Source organism: Hyperthermus butylicus DSM 5456, assembly GCF_000015145.1.
Classification (GTDB): domain Archaea; phylum Thermoproteota; class Thermoprotei_A; order Sulfolobales; family Pyrodictiaceae; genus Hyperthermus; species Hyperthermus butylicus.
In genome coordinates, this window is sequence record NC_008818.1 from 301,615 (window position 1) to 317,927 (window position 16,313).

The following is a 16,313-nucleotide window of genomic DNA, read 5'->3' on the forward strand; positions in this document are numbered from 1 at the left end:
TACTACTGGGCTCCCCCTTCTTAGCCGCTATCCGGTGGTGGCAGCGGCGCGCCGGTCTCCTCGAAGAGTTTGAGAAGCTCTGGCTTCAACTCCTTTGTTACTTCTGCCGGGTCCTTGCCCTGTAGTACTATCTGCTCGAAGGCTGTCAGGTAGATCTGCTTAAACTCGCCGCCCTTAGCACCTAGGCTCGGTATCATTGCTACTATCGCGTCCCGGGCGTTTAGCATTTTGTTAACACCCTCAGCTAGTATCTTTAGTGGGCCCTCTGGTACTGCGCCAGAAGCCTCCTGGACACTTGGGAAGAAGCCTACGTTCTCGAGTATCTCGACCTCCGTCTCTGGCCTCGTTAGATAGTCTATGAGCTTCCAGGCTGCATCCTGGTAAGGCGCACCCTTCGGTATTGCAAGACCGACTATCACCAGTATGAAGCCGCGGCCTTGCGGCCCACGAGGCACTGGCACTACAACGAACTGGTCTGGCTTAGTGGTAATGGCGTCCTTTATTCTTGCCGTGTGATCCCAGGCTATCCAAACCTCCTCTCTTAGCAGTGGGTCGGCCATGGCATCCCAGGTTGTGCTCGCTGGATTCACATACTGCCATAGCTGCTTGAGGTAATTCCACATCTCCACGGCCTCTGGGCTGTCAAAGTTCTCTACTTGTGCCCCGGTGAAGGCCGGGTAGAGGTAGCCATGGAGGAATCTTACGAATAGCCCGTTGGGGCCTGCTGGGAAGCCTAGCAGCTTCTTCCCAGTCTTCTCGTAGATATTCTTGGCCCAGGCGAGTAGGGCATCATAAGTCCACTTCTCGGTACCCTTGATCACGTCGTCAGGTGTTAGGCCCTCAGGCAGGTAGTCGAACGCCTTCTTGTTGACGACCATTACATAGGTTGCCGTGAGCCATGGCACGTAGGCCTTTATGCCATGGAGGTAGCTGTAGTCCTCAAGTATCTTGGGGAACGTCCTGCCCTCAAGCTGGGGGAACTTCCGGAGATCCTCTAGCCAGCCCTTGCTAGCAAACATGTCTAGGCCGCCGTGCAGATCCGCGATAACGCTTACTGTGACCTTGCCAGCCTTAATCTCGCTTTCAAGCTTCAGCACCAGGTCGCTATAGCTTATACCGACAAACTCCACGTCTATACCCGTCTCCTGCTTAAACTTTGGCAGCAACTGATCCTTCACGAAGGCCTGCTCCTTGGGCGGCACTAGCTGCGTCGAAGCCCACACTATCTTTTCAGGCTTTTCCGGTGGTGTTGGCTGTTCTGTGGTAGGCCTAGTAGCAAAGTAGACCGCAATACCTGCAAGGACAACTATGATTATTATGGCTGCTACTATGAGTGAGGTCTTAGCCTGGGCTCGTAACAAGACTATCCTCCACCATGTTAATTCCAATTAAACCAGTTATATTGCTTTCCCGTGAAACAAGCTAGAGATGCACACTATCTATACTGTGTAAACTAGGGACACAATGATAGAATGATGGTTAGGATGATAGTTAGGCTAGTAGCACTAGATACACGTTTTAGCCCGGATATTTTATCGAAGTAGTTATCGTTTGGTTATATCGCGCCTATGTTAGTCCCTGCATATGGTAGGCTATGACCAAATAGTCTCAGAGCCGGCGAGGTCTAGCCTGCAGCTGCCAGCTACCCCCGCCATAACGCTGTGCTGCAGCCAAAAACACGTTGCGGCTCTCCCGGTGCAAAAGCTCGAGCCTAGATCCCGGTCTTAGGCCTAGCTCCTCCTAGCCTCCGCCGGTATTGTTGCACAGCATCTCGTCAGTGAAAAACAACCGAGGGGCGAGATGCGCTACTCCTCACACAGCGGCTGTTGTGAAATGAGTTAGCCTTACTAGCTGCGTCCGCCACGTGCTGCAACCGGAAGGAGGTTGATTAACTTCTCTAGGCCGTCTCCTTTAGGACCTTTACTGTGAAGTCTAATCCAAGCTCCTCTGAGAGCTTCTTTAGGTCGTTGAAGACGTTGCGGTGTAGTGGTATCCCGATCTTCTTCCTAGTCTCCATTGTTAGCCAGGCTTTCTCGCCGGGTATCCATATTCTGTCCGCTTGTGGGTGCTTGGGCAGACTCTTGATCTCCTCTATCATCTTCTCGAACCTGTCGTAGAATTCTTCGAGTGACATGAATGCCTCGATGTTTATCGACATGAAGAAGTGGCCCACATTGGCTGGCTGCGGGTCGGTGGTGTTTCGGACATGTATTGCCCAGGCTGCGCCAGTTAGTACGCCCGCCAGCAGCTCTACTATTAGTGCCAGGCCGCTCCCCTTGTGGCCGCCCGTTTCCTCTGCTAGGCCTCCGAGGGGTAGTAGTGCTGCCCTACCTTTCCTTATCGCCTCAAGGATTGGTGCTGCGTCACCGGTCAGCTCCCTGCCGTCCTCCAGGCTGACAGCCCAGCCATGAGGCACGGACCTCCCGGTCTTAGCGTAGATCTCTACCTTCCCCACTGGCACTGTGCTCGTAGCGGCGTCAAAGAGGAATGGTGGCGGGTTCCTCCGGGGCGCAGCTACTGCTATCGGGTTTGTGCCCAGATACTTGGAGAGTGTGCCTACGTATGCTACGAGGGACCTAGCGTTTGTGAGTGACACCCCTATCATGCCATGTTCAACTGCCATGAGGGCATAGTAGCCGGCTATGCCGTAGTGGTGGCTCCTTCTGACACCCACAACACCAACACCATACCTTTTGGCCCTCTCGATAGCAATGTTCATGGCCTTGGTGCCTACCACCTGGCCTGGTCCATTGTCGCCATCGAGGAGGACTGCCGCACCCATATCCCGTACTATCCTTATGTCCGGGTTTACGTTTATTGAGCCAACCTTTATCCCGCCAACATACCTCCGGATCCTCTGTACGCCGTGGCTGCTGATGCCCATAAGGTCTGCTGCCACCAGGTTGTCAGCCACGATGTCGGCGTAGTCCCTGCGTAGCCCTAGGGCCTGGAAGACCTTTGAGACCCAGCTGCGGAGGCTCTCGTGGTCAACACGCACATACTCCTCTGGGGGTACAGGCTTCTCCTTCTCGTAGAACTTGGGGTGCAAAAAGCCCACCACACTAAGCCCAAATGTATCCGGGGTTAAAGCCTTGTGACACCAGTTGCTAGTGCCTCAGCCGGGAGCCAAACATATGACGGAGACTCTATCCTGCCCCGAGCTAGCTGAGGGCATTTACACCTACCAGCCTGGAGCTGGCTGGGTCCGAGGGCTTCGGGAAGGAGGAAAGGCTACCATTCTAGTCTTCGTCAACGTGTTCTGCCAGCATGCATGCAACGATATTGTTCAACGTATATTCTCCAAGCTAGCAGGCCTAGTTAACAGCGGGGCTGTCGGCCTAGTGCTGGTCGTATGTACAAGGTTTAGGAGGGTCTGCAGTGACTCCGATGCAAGGAGGCTATTCATGATTTACAACATTATTGCAAGTCCATCGGTGATAGCCTATGCATCAAACGGCATATTGCTAGGCTCTGCTAAAGGCTCGCTGCGTGTTGAGAGGGAGCTAGATTCTCTACTTGATAGGGTTGCTGCACACGCTGCTACCGGTGTTCTTTAGCATTTTTAACCTCGTTTATGAACACCGGTTCTCAGGGAGAGGTGCACCCGCATATGGTTAAAGCCGTCCGGTTCCTTGGAAAGGACATAATCAAGGAGAATGCACGGCTTGCAGAGAGGCTCCGGAAGCTCTACGACGAGGCTGGTGTAACTGTCTATGAGTTCCTCGGGGGTCCAGGCAGCGGAAAGACCAGTGTTATAGAGAGACTCGTGGAGAAGATGCTCGAGGAGTACCGGCCCGAGGAGATAGCCTACATAGGCGGCGATATAGCAACAACACTTGACACCGAGAGGATAGCCAGATACGGTGTAAGACACGTACAGATCAATACTGGTGGCACATGCCACCTAGAAGTCCCCCATGTTGAGGCGGCGATAAAGGCACTAGGGGGCTCCGAGGCTCTCCACAAGCTCCGCATAATGATAATAGAGAATGTTGGGAACCTCATATGCCCATTTAACTTCCCCCTCGGAGCCCATGCAAGAATAATGGTGGCCGATGTCACTGAGGGCGAGGACAAGTTTGTAAAGCATCCGCTCAGCACGAAGGTGAGCGATGTCATAGTAATAAACAAGGTTGACCTTGCACCCATAGTGGGTGTAAACCTCGAGAAGATGGTCAGCGATGCCCGCACCCTAAACCCCAAAGCGCCAATAGTGCTTGCCAGCGCGAAGACAGGGCAGGGCATTGACGAGCTATACCGTGTGCTCAAAAAGTTTATGGTGAGGAGCTAGCCTTGCACGAGACAAGTATTGCCCTCAGCATACTTGCAGCAGTGGAGGATGTTTTCCGTTCCACACCTGGCGCTCGTAGGGTCGAGAAGATACGGATACGCGTTGGGATGCTAAGCCTCGTGGATCCCGAGGCGCTAAGGTTTGCACTAAGCGTAGTATCCCGCGACACTCCTGCGGAGAACGCTGAGGTAGAGATTGAGACTGTGAGGCCCCGGTTTCGCTGTCCCCACTGCGGCTACGAGTGGGAGGTAGGTGACGAGGACGTCAAAAGGATAGCTGACGATCCTATGCTCGCCACGCTTGTCCACATACACCCCGACGTTGTAGTCAAGTACCTCCGGTGCCCGCGCTGTGGCAGCACCGATGTGGAGATAGTTGAGGGGAAGGGTGTAGTGCTGCACAGCGTAGTCATAGAGACAGACGAGGAAAAGGGGTAGGGGAGAACTCCTTGGTGGTCAAGACTGGTGTCTCGCTACCCGACGAACTCTACGAGAAGCTTGTCTCCCTAGCCCAGCGCGCGGGCTACCCGAGTATCTCAAAAGCTATACGGGACGCCGTAGAGTTATTCATAGCCTTCAACACCTGGTGGAGCAGCCAGGGCCCCGTAACCGGTGTCCTGCACCTCCTAGCCGAGGCCAAGCATGGCAGCGAAATCCAGGAGGCCCTGCAGGACGCCGAGGAGGTTGTCGAGGCTGTACTATATCGGAGGCTCGGAGCATCCTACATAGCCGTGATAGTGGTTGTTGAAGGGGAACCCGGCAGGATTAAAGACCTCTACAAGAAGCTCACACGGCTCCGTGGAGTACTAGCTGTCCAGCCCGCCCTCCTCCCTGCCCCAGCAGCTGCTACACGTGGTGTGCAAGGTTGACCCGCATCGTGGTAGTAGGTTCAGGATTTGCGGGGGTAGAAGCTGTTGCCAGCCTTTCGAGCCTCTGCGACCGCTACGAGTGCATCTGGGTTACTGCAAGGGCACAAATGGTATTCCTCCCGCTTCTCCCAGCACTGGCTGCTGGGCGGTATCGGGTCGAGGAGGTCTTCTGGAGCATAGAATCCTATGCCAGGCGGGCCGGGTTCGCCGTCATCGAGAAGCCCGTAGAGGTTCTCGGCGACGGTTGGCTCGTAGCAGGCGGCGAGAGGATAGACTACGACTACGCCATAGCCGGGCTCGGGGCTAGGCCTGCATTCTACGGCGTGCCCGGTGCCGCCGAGCACAGCATAACCCTCTACAGCGTCGAGGACGCAGAGACCATAAGAAAGCTCCTCGACAGGATAGATGGCCTAGTAATCGTTGGCGCTGGCCCCGTTGGTGTGGAACTCGCGGGAGAAGTCGCACTGTGGGCGAGGCGGGTAGGGAGCCCCCTAAAGATATGGCTCATAGACATGCTTAGCGAGCCCCTGGCACTACTAGGCAACCAGCGCGCTTCAGAACTTGCAAGAGAGCTACTTGAAAAGCTTGGCGTAGAGCTTGTACTAGGCCGCCGAGTCGTACGCGTAGCAGAAAACCACGTCGAACTCGAGGATGGCAGTAAGGTGGGCTGTCAAGGCTGTGCCATAGCCTGGACAGCAGGGATAGGGGGCCCAGATGTCAAGCTCGAAAAGGATACCGCCCTCGGGAAGGCAGGCTTCATACTTGTGGACGAGACACTGCGGGCAAAGGGGTATAGGAGGCTATACGTGGCAGGCGATGCTGCCAGCTACCAGGCCCAATGTCCTCCACTCAAGCTTGCACGTGAAGCAATCAGGATGGCACGCCATGCCGTATCAAACCTCAGAGCTGGGCTGAACGGAGGTAAACCCAAGCCCTACAAGCCGTTCATAACGACTTGCCGGCCACTTCTCGGAGTCTGCATTGGCAAGGCGGACTGCATACTCGCACTAGGCAAGAACATAGCGTTGAAGACTAGGTTGCCGGCATGGTACCACGAGAGGGTTAGGAGAGCCTACCAGTCAAGGCTAGTAGCATGAAACCAAGGCAAGAGGATAGACCAAACCATTGATTCATATTGGGAAGCCGCCTGAAACCTCCTCCGGAGCCAAATACAACTCAAGGTGTTGAGCTGGAACGTCTCATGCTTGATGAGAAGTCTCTGTATGTAACTGTACATGGAGGCCAAATCGAGTACAACGTGTTTAGCGACATTGTATGTGGTGCCAGTTTCCGGGTTGCTGCACCAGCGTTGCCTCGGTGCAAGGTAGCGAGACCGCTGGGGCGACTGAGGCTAGGGCTCTGAAGCTGATGAGGATTCTAGGCGACTGTGGCTGCGCGGGTGTCGAGGCTCGCCTCTACGTTGACACTAGCGTCTTCAGCGTTGAGACCAAGGTCAGCCCAGGGCCAAGGCCACAGCTCTCTCTGCTAGGCCTATAGGGCTCCATACAACGCTACCGGCTGAGCTCAGGAATCGGAACTAGACGCGGCTTCTATGTCGAGTCCGTTGAGGTGTACTTCTACATACAGAACGCTAAATAGTAGGGCATCGACACCAGCCGAGCCCTACCGTGCAAAGGGGCTGAGATCCTGTCCCCCGTGGGACTATAAGCTCTACGCATTCCTCATTCGGAGCCCCGACAATAGCTGCTGTGTGAAGACTAGGAGGCCACGGGTCTCCAGATAGCAGGGGAAGTGACTTGTTTCTGAGATTGCTCCAGAACTCCTTCTTGAGGCCTATGTGGAGTAGACACTGCTACGTGCTGTCGTGGTAATTCTTTTCGCGCGTGCACTGAGAGCATAGCTCTAGGTATATGCACATTCTACAAGTATTGGGTACAACTATTATATGGTGCACTAGCATTCATGTTATTCTGTGTATATGGGAGGTGTAAGGGGGTTAAATCATATAATTGTTTTCCGCCGCGTAGCTCTTTAATTAGCGGAAGAAGCATTTAATGCTCTGAATTAGACTCATCTAGTCAAGGGTGAAGCACGGCTTCAGGCCCGTAGCAGTATCGTGTAACTCTGCGATACCACGCAAAGATGCTTGCAACTGTGGGGTATGAGTGATGTGAGAATAGAGGAGGTGACACCTTGGATCTCCATGCCGAGCTAAACCCTTACATCTACGTGGCAGCGTTGGGTAATGATGAGAGTCACATTGTTAGGGGTGTATTAAGGCTACAGCCCATGGCTGTGCTTGTATTTGCTGAGTCTACGGGATCTAAGCCTCCACCTACTACGCTGAAGGCGCTGGAGACCATTAGGAAGCTGGCAGAGCTAGCTGGCGCAATCTTCATCTCAAGAAGCATAAGACTTTCCGTTCATGGTATTCCCAGCATGGTCTATGAGATACGTCGCTCTGTACTCGAGCTGGCTGACAGCTTATCCCTTCGTGGCGAGCATATAAAAGCAGTTTATGTTACTGCTTGCTGTGGCTCACCACACGTAAACACCGCGCTAGCCTATGCAGCGCTCATACTAGCCTATCACAATCCCTCACTGTCTGTCAGGATATACTTCTCAAAACCTGAAAACGAGGTTGTAGAAGATGCCGGCAACCTACTCCCTGCTGTACTCGACGCAACGGGACAGCATGTTCTCCGCGTACTAGTGGAGAAGACCCTTAAGGAGGGCTCGGCAGGCGTGAGCGAGATAGCCTACATACTCTCTATGTCTAAGTCTAAGGTGCACAAGAAGCTTCAACAACTCGTGGCTAGGGGGCTAGCTGAGAAGGTGGGTAATCGTTACCGGGCGACACGGTGGGGGATAGCTAACGGCTAGCCTGGAGCGTCTATAGCTATGAGGGTTGGTGATGTGTGGCTAGCCAGCGCTTGAAGCTTGTGCTCCTTGAGTCCCCTCTCGAGCTTGTACCCAGGGAGCTATGGAAGCATCCCGAGGTCGTGTCATCCTCTAGGAAGTATGGAGTTGAACCTAGCGAAATGCTTCTCGACAAGAGACTCCACTACCATGCTATGGCGGTGCTTCCCCAGAAGTGGAAGAGGGGCCGCCCAGACATAGTGTATATCACCCTCATGCTGCTTGTGGACTCGCTACTCAACCTTGAAGGCCGCCTAGAGCTATACATACACGTCTACGACGGCCGTGTCTTCGCAGTACACCCAGAGCTGCGGCCCCCAAGACACTTCGAAGGCTTTAAGAGGATTATGTCCCAGCTCCTCCGCTACAACCGTGTACCGCCAGGCTCAGACAAGCCACTCTTATGGCTCGAGGCTGGTAGTCTAAGAGAGTTCGTGGAGAAGCATGGCCGGATAATACTGTTATGGGAGCGGGGTACTCCAGCAACGCCGGCCCAGGTAGTGTCTGATGCTCTGGAGTCCGGGCTCCCCATCGGCATAGGCATGTTCCCCAGGGGCGACTTCAAGAGGAGCACACTGAGGAAGACGGTACGAGCCTATAGCCTCGCTTTTGGCCGGCCGCTCAAATCGTGGACCGTCGCCCACCTGGTGCTCTGTGCTGCTGAGAAGCTGCTAGGACTCATACACTCCTAGCCCCCTGGCGGGCAAAAGCTGCTACGTTTCTGCTGCATGTAGCTAGGACTTGAGGAAAAGACGGCTAGGCTTGAGGAGCACATAGTAGGGCTAGAGGAGCGGGCCGTTAAGCTAGAAAAACGGGATCAGCAGCATTGAGGGGGGCTTGACAAGTTAGAATGTAGGGTTGATAAGTTGGAGAATTGCATCGAGAAGCTGGAACGGCTGCGCTCTTGGTACTCGTCACTCGCCGACCCTATAGTTCAAGGGGAGAGCCCTTTACCCGGGCGGCCAACAATACCTCTACAATCCTGTCTGGGGATGTGGAGCCCTGGGGATGCACCTCCGCAGAGCCCCGTCTAGGGGCCGTGGTGACCGGACACCTCACCGAACCCCCTTCTCCCTCACAGCCTCCATTACGCCCTGTGCTGTGTGTAGCATGGCTTGTAGCGTGTAGGAGCTCTTGGATAGGTAGCTGTAGGCACGCCTGGCTAGCTGATCCCTGGCCAGCACTTTTTCCAGGAACTCCCGGAGTTCCGTGTCCTCGGCTACTGCCTCCTCGGCTAAAGCCAGCCAGAGCATTATCTGCTCGCGATGCGCCTCCAGAAGGGATGCCGGCCCAACACCAGTGTGGGTGAAGGCTAGTCTTGACGACTTGAGGGCGACCATCTTCTCGAGGCTCTCCATGTACTTGTCGGGGTGGAATGGCGGGGGGGTTGTCGGCACCAGCCCACCGGTTTCGGGCACGTAAATGCCTGCAGAGTCGCCGGTGAAGAGCACCCGGCTGCCACCTACCACTGCAAGTATGCTCTGGTGGTGGCTAGCGTGGCCCGGAGAATGCACAAAGACTAGCCTTGCGCCGTCCAACACTAGTTCCTCGCCATCACGTGTCTCGTGCACAGCCTCGCGGGGAACGGGAAGGAGTTCACCGTAGATCCTCGCAGTCTCCCCTAGAACTGCAAGGCTAGCCTCCCACAGTCTCGAAGGATCCCTTATGTGCCGGGCACCGCGCGGGTGAACCCAAACCCTCACCTCCACCCCTCGGGCCCGGAGACTGTGGACAAGATGACCCGTATTACCAGCATGGTCTATGTGTACGTGGGTGAGCACCACCTCAACACTTCTAGGGTGCAGCTCCAGTATCTTCCGAACAAGACACTCTACCGTTACGACAGGCCCTGGATCAACAACCACAAGCTTGTCGCCAATGCGCAGCACGTAGGTCGTTATAAACCTTAGCCCGAAGACGGAAGGAGTAGAGTCTACCATCAACAATTCAGTCATGCCCTGACACCCACCCATAGCTACTTCACGGAGGAACGCTAGTTAAGCACGGTGGAAGCCATCGGAAGCGATACGCTTGGTCGAGAGGCGGGAGGCTGAGGTTACTCTTCCTCGACGGGTACCGCGCCGAGTATGTCTTCGGCTATCTCGTCTACTTCGCTGCCAACTGCTTCCCGGAATCTTCTCGAGCGTAGAGCTACTATCTTGTTGTAGGCATCCTCAATACGCTCTGCAGGGATGTGTATTAGGTCTCCGTCGGCTGTCTCGAGGAAGACTGCAAACCTCTTCCTACGGTAGTCCACGACAACGTGGAGACATGGCGGCTTTTCGCACTCGTACGCCTCGCCGCTCACTGCAACTCGTCCCTCCGAGCCTCGCTCCGTGACGGGGCTAGCCCTAATTAGGCACCGCCTCGGGCTGCCTGACGTGCTCCATAGGTGGGGCCAAGTGGGTGACTAGCAGGCATTACCGCTTCAGCCATCGCTGGCCTCTGAACGAGAACTCTGGCACCCCATCGGGACGGCCAGTCCATTCTCTTCCTGCATCTTCCCGCAAGGGCTCGTAGCTCGCAGGGGTACTCCGTGACAATCACGTCTACCCCGTAGGCTTGGAGCCTCGCAGCTTCCCCTGACATGTTTACAGTCCAGGCCGTGACTAGGTAGCCGTGCGAGTGTAGCTCCTCCACAAACTCCTCATCAATGTACTCCGCCCTCACGGAAACCCCGTCAGCACCAGCTGCTTCTACGAGTTCTACAGGCCTAGCAGGCCTGCTATCGAGGCTTAGCAGCACACGTACCCCATCAGTTTTCAATAAGCCAACAAGACTATGCCATCTCGTGGCCACCATGACCAGGCTGGAACGGCTAAGGCCTTCTAGGAAGCCTGCAAGCTGGTGTGCAGCCCTAGCTGTCTTTAGGTCGAAGAGTATCGCCGACTCAGGGGGCACGAGAGAAACGAGATCCTCTAGCCCATAGGGGCCGCTCAAATGGATTGTTTCCAGGAGCCTTGCAAGCCTCTCCCTTAGAAGGCGGGGCCTAGTATCTGGTAGTATGTGGCTAGCTACGAGTCTTCCATTGTGGAGCGTAACATCAATCTCTACGCCATCCGCGCAGCGAAGATATGACCGGATCCAGCGCGGTGTATTGGCGCGATGCCCGAGCAGTAGGGGCATACATGCCAAGCCTGCCGCGCCTCCTCCTCGGGCAGAGGCTGTTCCGGCCCTGCGTAACCTCTAACTAGTTTTGAAGATTAATGCCTAGGCCTATCATTGCTATGATTACTGCACTGGCCGTGTGGCGGTCTACCCGTAGCCTCTTCCGCGACATGAGGTTCTCCTCCAAGCTACCTTGTCCCGCAGGCTGAAACACTAGTGAAGGTTTTTAGAGTTGTTTAAGTCCTTTTAGGGCTACCATATAGGCTGATGCAACGTGCTTATCCAGTCCATATTTCTTCGCTACTTCACCATGTTCCCTAGAGCTTGTCGTACCTTTTGGGTTTACGTGGATCACCTTTATACTGTAGAGTGGGGCTTTATAGGTTGTTACTTCTATAATCTTGTTCCTAAATATCGCCTTCCTGTAATTATAGTTTCTTGAGCCTCTATCGGTGTTGTTTCTTATCCAGTAGTATTTGAGGTGGCCGACTATCTTTGGGCTCTCTAAGGCTATGACCGAAACCCCGTGCTGGTACGCGTAATCTAAAAGCTTGTGTATGGCTTGGTGTACTTTTGTCCATGCTTGTTTTCTTCTATATCCACGGCTAGTTATTTCTCTAAACCAGAATGTCTTTACATCCCTTAGTCTACCATACTTATCAACTATGGCGAGGTTCAGCCTATCAACATTGACATCTACTCCACCAATGTGCTCTCCAATAGGATTTTCGTATCTCTTCATGACATCCAGGTATAGACTATATGGTGCCATGACTTGTAGACCGCAGTACAGATGCATACCATTAGTGTAGAAGTTGTATTCCCTTGATTACAATTCTAGCGGGATATCCTAGTTCACGTCTGTTTGCCCTTTTCTACGAGCGCCCCTAGTACCTTTGCAAATCCCTTAGGTGTTCTTAAAGCCAGAGTTATTCTTTCTGGCATCTTTTCATGGTTTAGCACTAGAATTTCAGCTTTGTCCGGTGATAGAAGCCTTATGTTTAGGTTTCCTCTCTTTTCTTTCTCGGCTTCGCTCTGGAATAGTAGCCACGGTTTTAAGCTCTATATCCTGTATATTTACTCCTAGCTTCCTTGCACTTTTGGGTGTCGAGTGCATTAGTGTCGCTATCCCGTCTATGTATCTACGGTTTGGCAGTATCTCATAGCATCTCTTGCGAGCATACCTGAGGAGACTAGCCTGCGGCAACTCAACCAGCACTTCGTTCTCCTTTACATCGTTTAGCAACCTATGTGCACATAGCTTAGAATACCAAGCAGTATACCAAACTAACCTGGCATTTTCTCCATTAACCGTAAATGGTATGTCTATGTGATATAGTCGGGTAGATTCATCAGCCCCTTCTAGGGGTATACACCCCCTGGAAAGCCCTATAAGTCTTCTCAAACATACGTGAATTTTGTGGGCTCCGATTCCCGAGAACCGCAAGGTACACCTGCGGTGAGGGGGTCAGAGCGTCGCCGTGATGAGCCTCGGGGCGGACACCCACCGCTCCGAGGTGAACGGTTTACCAGGGGGATACAATACCTCTTGGCTAATCTTATCATGTCACCATCAAGCGTTGCCAGGGGGAGACCTAGCCTCTTCGCAACAGACAGTACGAGGAGGTCGTAGTAGTACTTGAGGTCTGAGAGGGCAAACTCTATGTCTTCACGCTCTACCGGTACAACCTCGATAACCCCGGCTGCTAGCAGGCCCAGGACAAGCTGTGTAGCCCTTACTCTGTCATAGCGGCGCCGGAGACTCCAAACAAGCTCGTGTACAACTATGGCGGGCGCGACGAGCTTCTTTACAGCTGAGACTAGACTCTTAGCAGCAACGTGCAGCCTATCATCGGCTGCCAGGTAGGCATGCAACACACTTGTATCAACAACAGCAGACTCGACAATACCCAAGCCCCCAACACCTAGCACAGCAGAGCCGTGCCGTGCAAGCTCCATACACGTACGCTGCCCGCCGGGTACCCGTAACTAGCTTTTCCCAGAGCTTGTATCCGGTCTCCGGTCTAGCTGTATAGACTATGCCTATCTTGTGAGGCGCCTTGAGGCTGTATATGATGCTGCTATGGCTGTAAGGCTTAGCACCTCGAGCATGAGTGCTACCGCCGAGGCTTCGGGTAAGTAGCGGCCTGCACCGTAGAGCTTGTAGACTAGGACTGTGAGGCTCCACGTGCTCGGCACGGATACCACTATGCTTGCGCCAAACTCTCCGAGGCTCGCTGCCGCCGCTAGGCCCGCAGCCATCATGGCTGCTGGTAGTGCTGCTGCCAGCCAGTGACGGAGGAAGGCTAGGCCGCGGAGCCCCATGAGCAGCATCGTCTCTACAACCTCGCGGGGCATCCTTTCCCATGCAGTGGCGAGGCTCCGGCCTGCCAGGGGTAGTGCCGCCGCCGTGTGTGCAACAACTATGAGGACTCTCGAGGCTGCATCTACTCCCATGTGGGCTGCTAGCGGTTTAAAGTAGGCTATTGTCGCGGCGACACCATAGGCTACCGGTGCTACCGCGATCAGCGAGAGTGTGCCCACGGCTAGGGCACGGCTGGCCGAGGCAGCAACACCGAGCGCTAGGGAGATGAATATTGTAGCTGTGGCGTAGAGGAGGCTATTGCCTATTGCGCCGGCTAGGCCTGGCCCTCTACCAGCCAGCTCTGCCAGCAATGCCGAGTTGGCCCTAGAGGCCTCCAGGGCTAGGGCCGCCATGGGTGCGTATAGGTAGGCTATTACAGCTACAGGGTATGCCACGGCAAACACCTTGCCGGCGCCGCGAGGCTCTATGAGGCCAGCTCCGCGGGCTGCGAGGGGGAGAGCTGCAAGGCCCCTCGCCAGCCGGAGCACCGTGGCCGACAAGAGCGCGGCGAGGCCCAGCTCAGCGACCGCTAATAGTGCTGCTAGGCCGCGGAGGCTGGGAAACCCGTAGTAGAGCGTGTAGAGCCACGCCTCGAGCGTGTAGTAGCGGTAGGCTGCACCCTCAACGAGGAGGGGCCCGGCGCTCGCGAAGGAGTAGAGGAAGGCTACCGCCCAGGCATAGATTGCTGCACGGGCCGTCGCGGGTATGAGGAGCCGGAGCCAGAGCCGAGGGCCGTGGAGGCCTAGGAGGAGGCTTTGCTCCACCACGCTCTTCTCGACAGAGGCTGCAGCCGCAGCGGTGAGCGCCGCGGCGAGGCCTATGTTGAAGTAACTGTGCAGTGCTAGGACGCCCGTCCACCCCTGGGCCATGAAGTGTAGCTGTGGGAGGCTTCCGCCCAGCAGGCCGCCTGGCCCGTAGAGGCTCCTGAGTCCCAGAGCAACCACGACCACCGGGGACATGAACGGGGCCAAGCTAGCGACAACAGCAGCCCTCGCGGAGCGCGAGCGGTAGAACCCAGCGAGCACGCCTAGAGGCCATCCCGCGAGGATGGCTAGGCTGGCGCTGAGAGCTGCCTGGAGGAGGGTCCAGCCCAGCACCCAGGATAGCTTGAACGGTGGCTCCCAGCGTGGGGGCCAGGAGTAGGCTAGGGAGATGAAAATAGGGGCTGTATAGACGGCGACGGTTAGCCAGGCGGCTAGCGCTAGTAGCCACCATAGGCGGCCGAGGGGGTTCCAGGCTAGCCCCCAGCTATGCTGAGCCAATCCTTCAGCCACACCTCGAGGGACTCGTATATCTCGTCTGGCGGTAGAACACTGTTAGCCATGCCGTCCACGTCTTTGGCCGTAAGCGCGTACTTGTAGAAGCTCGGCAGGCTAACATCCACCGCTGGGAACATCCACTGGCTTGCCGGTATCTCGCGCTGCACCTCCTCGCTGAGCAGCCAGTCCACAAACTTCTTGGCAGCATCAAGCTCTGCACCACGTATAATCGCGACGCCCTCGACCTGCATCCAGCCGAGCCTCTTCCCACCCGCTGCTAGCACCGTGGCGTTAACCGAGGGCTCCTCAGCGCCACCCTCCTTGGCGCTGTACCAGGCGCTGTATGCAGGGTCGGTGCCATAGCTTACAACTATGGCTCTGGGACTGCCCTCCCTCAAGAACTCGTCGTACGCACTACCCCAGCTAGGCGCGATCATCATGCCATTCCCTACGAGCTGGCGCCATAGCTCCTTCCAGTCCCTCCCCTCAAGCCTCGATAGGGCCATAGTGTAGAGGAGGAAGTTAAGCCCCGTACTACTCTTGGTCGGGTCCTCGCCCACAATACGCGGTGCAAGCTTCACTAGCTCGTCGAGGGTTACACCGTCGCGGAGCATAGCTAGCTCCTCCTCGGTCAGCCGGGATGGGTCATAGACCAGTGCTATCAATCCATAGTCTATCGGCGTCGCACAATGATCCGGGTCAAGCGCATTGGCAACCTCCAGGGGAGCACTGGGCGACAGATAGCACACAACCGCGTTATGCTTCTTCAGCTCCTGCAGCAAGATGGGATCAATACCTATCACAACGTCTGCCGTCTCCACTCCCTGGTCCAGCTCGTTCAGCACCTGGGTAACCATCTGCCTAGCACCGTCAAACCGGTATATCACCACGTCTATCCCAGTCTCGTTCTCGAAGCGCTGGACAAGCTTGTCGAAAAGCTCCTCATCCTCACCCCACGCCATAAAATCATCATAAGTGTAGACAACAAGCTTAACCGGCTTAGGGGTTATAGCTTGTCGTATCGGGCGTGAGTTTACAGTGGTGCCCGGGGATGGCTCTTCCAGGGTGTTAGGGTAGCTGTTATTGGTGCTGGTAAGGTTGGTTTTGCTATTGCTCGTTCCCTCGCCAACGCCACTACGCTGATAGGACACGTAGACCGCGAGCGCAGCCACAAGGAGAATTGCCAGAACCCCCGCTAGGAAGTAGACCGCCCTACCCGTCACACCTAGCCACCCCAAGCTGGCAATAACAAAGTGATAGGGGGGTCAATAACCCTCTCCTAGGCAAGAAGTGGGCCAGAAGTACCTCCCTAACAACATCAACGAGTAACCAATACCACCTCCTTGACGCTGCACCTATGCCGCTCTTGCAGAGCAGTGTACGCATAAAACCAGTCTCATGATAATAAGGCCTACCAAGTCTAGCATCTAGCCTTCTCATTTGCCCCCATTGTAGGCATACTCTATGACCTCCTTCTGATTAGTGTAGTGAGCGTAGCGGCTAGACAGCAAGGCATGTACATACACTAACGTTATAGCGACA

At 55.2% G+C, this 16,313-nt stretch carries 17 protein-coding genes; 8 read left to right on the forward strand and 9 right to left on the reverse strand.

The features are described from left to right. Positions 1 to 20: 20 nt before the first annotated feature. Positions 21 to 1,361, reverse strand: a complete 1,341-nt coding sequence (locus HBUT_RS01640) for an ABC transporter substrate-binding protein (RefSeq protein ID WP_011821501.1) — start codon at positions 1,359 to 1,361, stop codon at positions 21 to 23. Positions 1,362 to 1,897: 536 nt separating this feature from the next. Beyond that, entirely contained in the window at positions 1,898 to 3,049 is a 1,152-nt protein-coding gene (locus HBUT_RS01645; protein WP_011821502.1) for an Ldh family oxidoreductase, read from the reverse strand. An 85-nt stretch (positions 3,050 to 3,134) separates the two neighbouring features. Here HBUT_RS01645 and HBUT_RS01650 point away from each other — a divergent pair, with 85 nt between their 5' ends. From HBUT_RS01650 to HBUT_RS01685, 8 genes are all read left to right on the forward strand, one after another. Then, entirely contained in the window at positions 3,135 to 3,557 is a 423-nt protein-coding gene (locus HBUT_RS01650; RefSeq protein ID WP_011821503.1) for a hypothetical protein, read from the forward strand. 53 nt (positions 3,558 to 3,610) lie between these two features. Further along, positions 3,611 to 4,291, forward strand: coding sequence for a hydrogenase nickel incorporation protein HypB (hypB, locus tag HBUT_RS01655; protein WP_011821504.1), 681 nt, complete (start codon positions 3,611 to 3,613; stop codon positions 4,289 to 4,291). A 2-nt stretch (positions 4,292 to 4,293) separates the two neighbouring features. Beyond that, positions 4,294 to 4,728: a hydrogenase maturation nickel metallochaperone HypA/HybF gene (locus tag HBUT_RS01660; protein WP_011821505.1), complete on the forward strand. Its 435-nt coding sequence runs from the start codon at positions 4,294 to 4,296 to the stop codon at positions 4,726 to 4,728. A gap of 14 nt (positions 4,729 to 4,742) precedes the next feature. Further along, entirely contained in the window at positions 4,743 to 5,159 is a 417-nt protein-coding gene (locus tag HBUT_RS01665) for a CopG family ribbon-helix-helix protein (RefSeq protein WP_228546775.1), read from the forward strand. Beyond that, positions 5,156 to 6,256, forward strand: a complete 1,101-nt coding sequence (locus tag HBUT_RS01670; protein WP_011821507.1) for an NAD(P)/FAD-dependent oxidoreductase — start codon at positions 5,156 to 5,158, stop codon at positions 6,254 to 6,256. Before HBUT_RS01665 ends, HBUT_RS01670 begins: the two co-directional genes overlap by 4 nt. 220 nt (positions 6,257 to 6,476) lie before the next feature. Further along, a complete protein-coding gene (locus HBUT_RS01675; RefSeq protein ID WP_048061383.1) occupies positions 6,477 to 6,656 on the forward strand; it encodes a hypothetical protein in 180 nt (59 codons plus the stop codon). Positions 6,657 to 7,313: 657 nt separating this feature from the next. Next, a complete protein-coding gene (locus HBUT_RS01680) occupies positions 7,314 to 8,003 on the forward strand; it encodes a helix-turn-helix domain-containing protein (RefSeq protein WP_011821508.1) in 690 nt (229 codons plus the stop codon). Positions 8,004 to 8,038: 35 nt separating this feature from the next. Further along, positions 8,039 to 8,731 carry a 16S rRNA methyltransferase gene (locus tag HBUT_RS01685; protein ID WP_011821509.1) on the forward strand — a complete coding sequence of 231 codons (693 nt, stop codon included), beginning with the start codon at positions 8,039 to 8,041 and terminating at the stop codon, positions 8,729 to 8,731. 363 nt (positions 8,732 to 9,094) lie between these two features. Here HBUT_RS01685 and HBUT_RS01690 read toward each other — a convergent pair whose 3' ends face one another. The 7 genes from HBUT_RS01690 to HBUT_RS01720 form a co-directional block, all read right to left on the reverse strand. Continuing rightward, positions 9,095 to 9,994, reverse strand: a complete 900-nt coding sequence (locus HBUT_RS01690) for an MBL fold metallo-hydrolase (protein ID WP_011821510.1) — start codon at positions 9,992 to 9,994, stop codon at positions 9,095 to 9,097. A 101-nt stretch (positions 9,995 to 10,095) separates the two neighbouring features. After that, complete coding sequence (locus HBUT_RS01695; RefSeq protein ID WP_011821511.1) at positions 10,096 to 10,347, reverse strand: hypothetical protein; 252 nt, start codon at positions 10,345 to 10,347, stop codon at positions 10,096 to 10,098. Positions 10,348 to 10,394: 47 nt separating this feature from the next. Beyond that, the gene (locus tag HBUT_RS01700) at positions 10,395 to 11,165 is read right to left on the reverse strand and encodes a glycerophosphodiester phosphodiesterase (RefSeq protein WP_011821512.1); all 771 of its coding nucleotides are present in this window, start codon (positions 11,163 to 11,165) and stop codon (positions 10,395 to 10,397) included. 208 nt (positions 11,166 to 11,373) lie between these two features. Next, positions 11,374 to 11,889: a hypothetical protein gene (locus HBUT_RS09760; protein ID WP_228546750.1), complete on the reverse strand. Its 516-nt coding sequence runs from the start codon at positions 11,887 to 11,889 to the stop codon at positions 11,374 to 11,376. A gap of 659 nt (positions 11,890 to 12,548) precedes the next feature. Continuing rightward, entirely contained in the window at positions 12,549 to 13,106 is a 558-nt protein-coding gene (locus tag HBUT_RS01710; RefSeq protein WP_011821514.1) for a PIN domain-containing protein, read from the reverse strand. 84 nt (positions 13,107 to 13,190) lie between these two features. Next, entirely contained in the window at positions 13,191 to 14,774 is a 1,584-nt protein-coding gene (locus HBUT_RS01715; RefSeq protein ID WP_011821515.1) for an ABC transporter permease, read from the reverse strand. Beyond that, positions 14,750 to 15,994 (reverse strand): thiamine ABC transporter substrate-binding protein, encoded by a 1,245-nt coding sequence (locus HBUT_RS01720; RefSeq protein WP_011821516.1) that lies wholly within the window; start codon positions 15,992 to 15,994, stop codon positions 14,750 to 14,752. The genes HBUT_RS01715 and HBUT_RS01720 overlap by 25 nt, the downstream gene beginning before the upstream one ends. Positions 15,995 to 16,313: the final 319 nt, after the last annotated feature.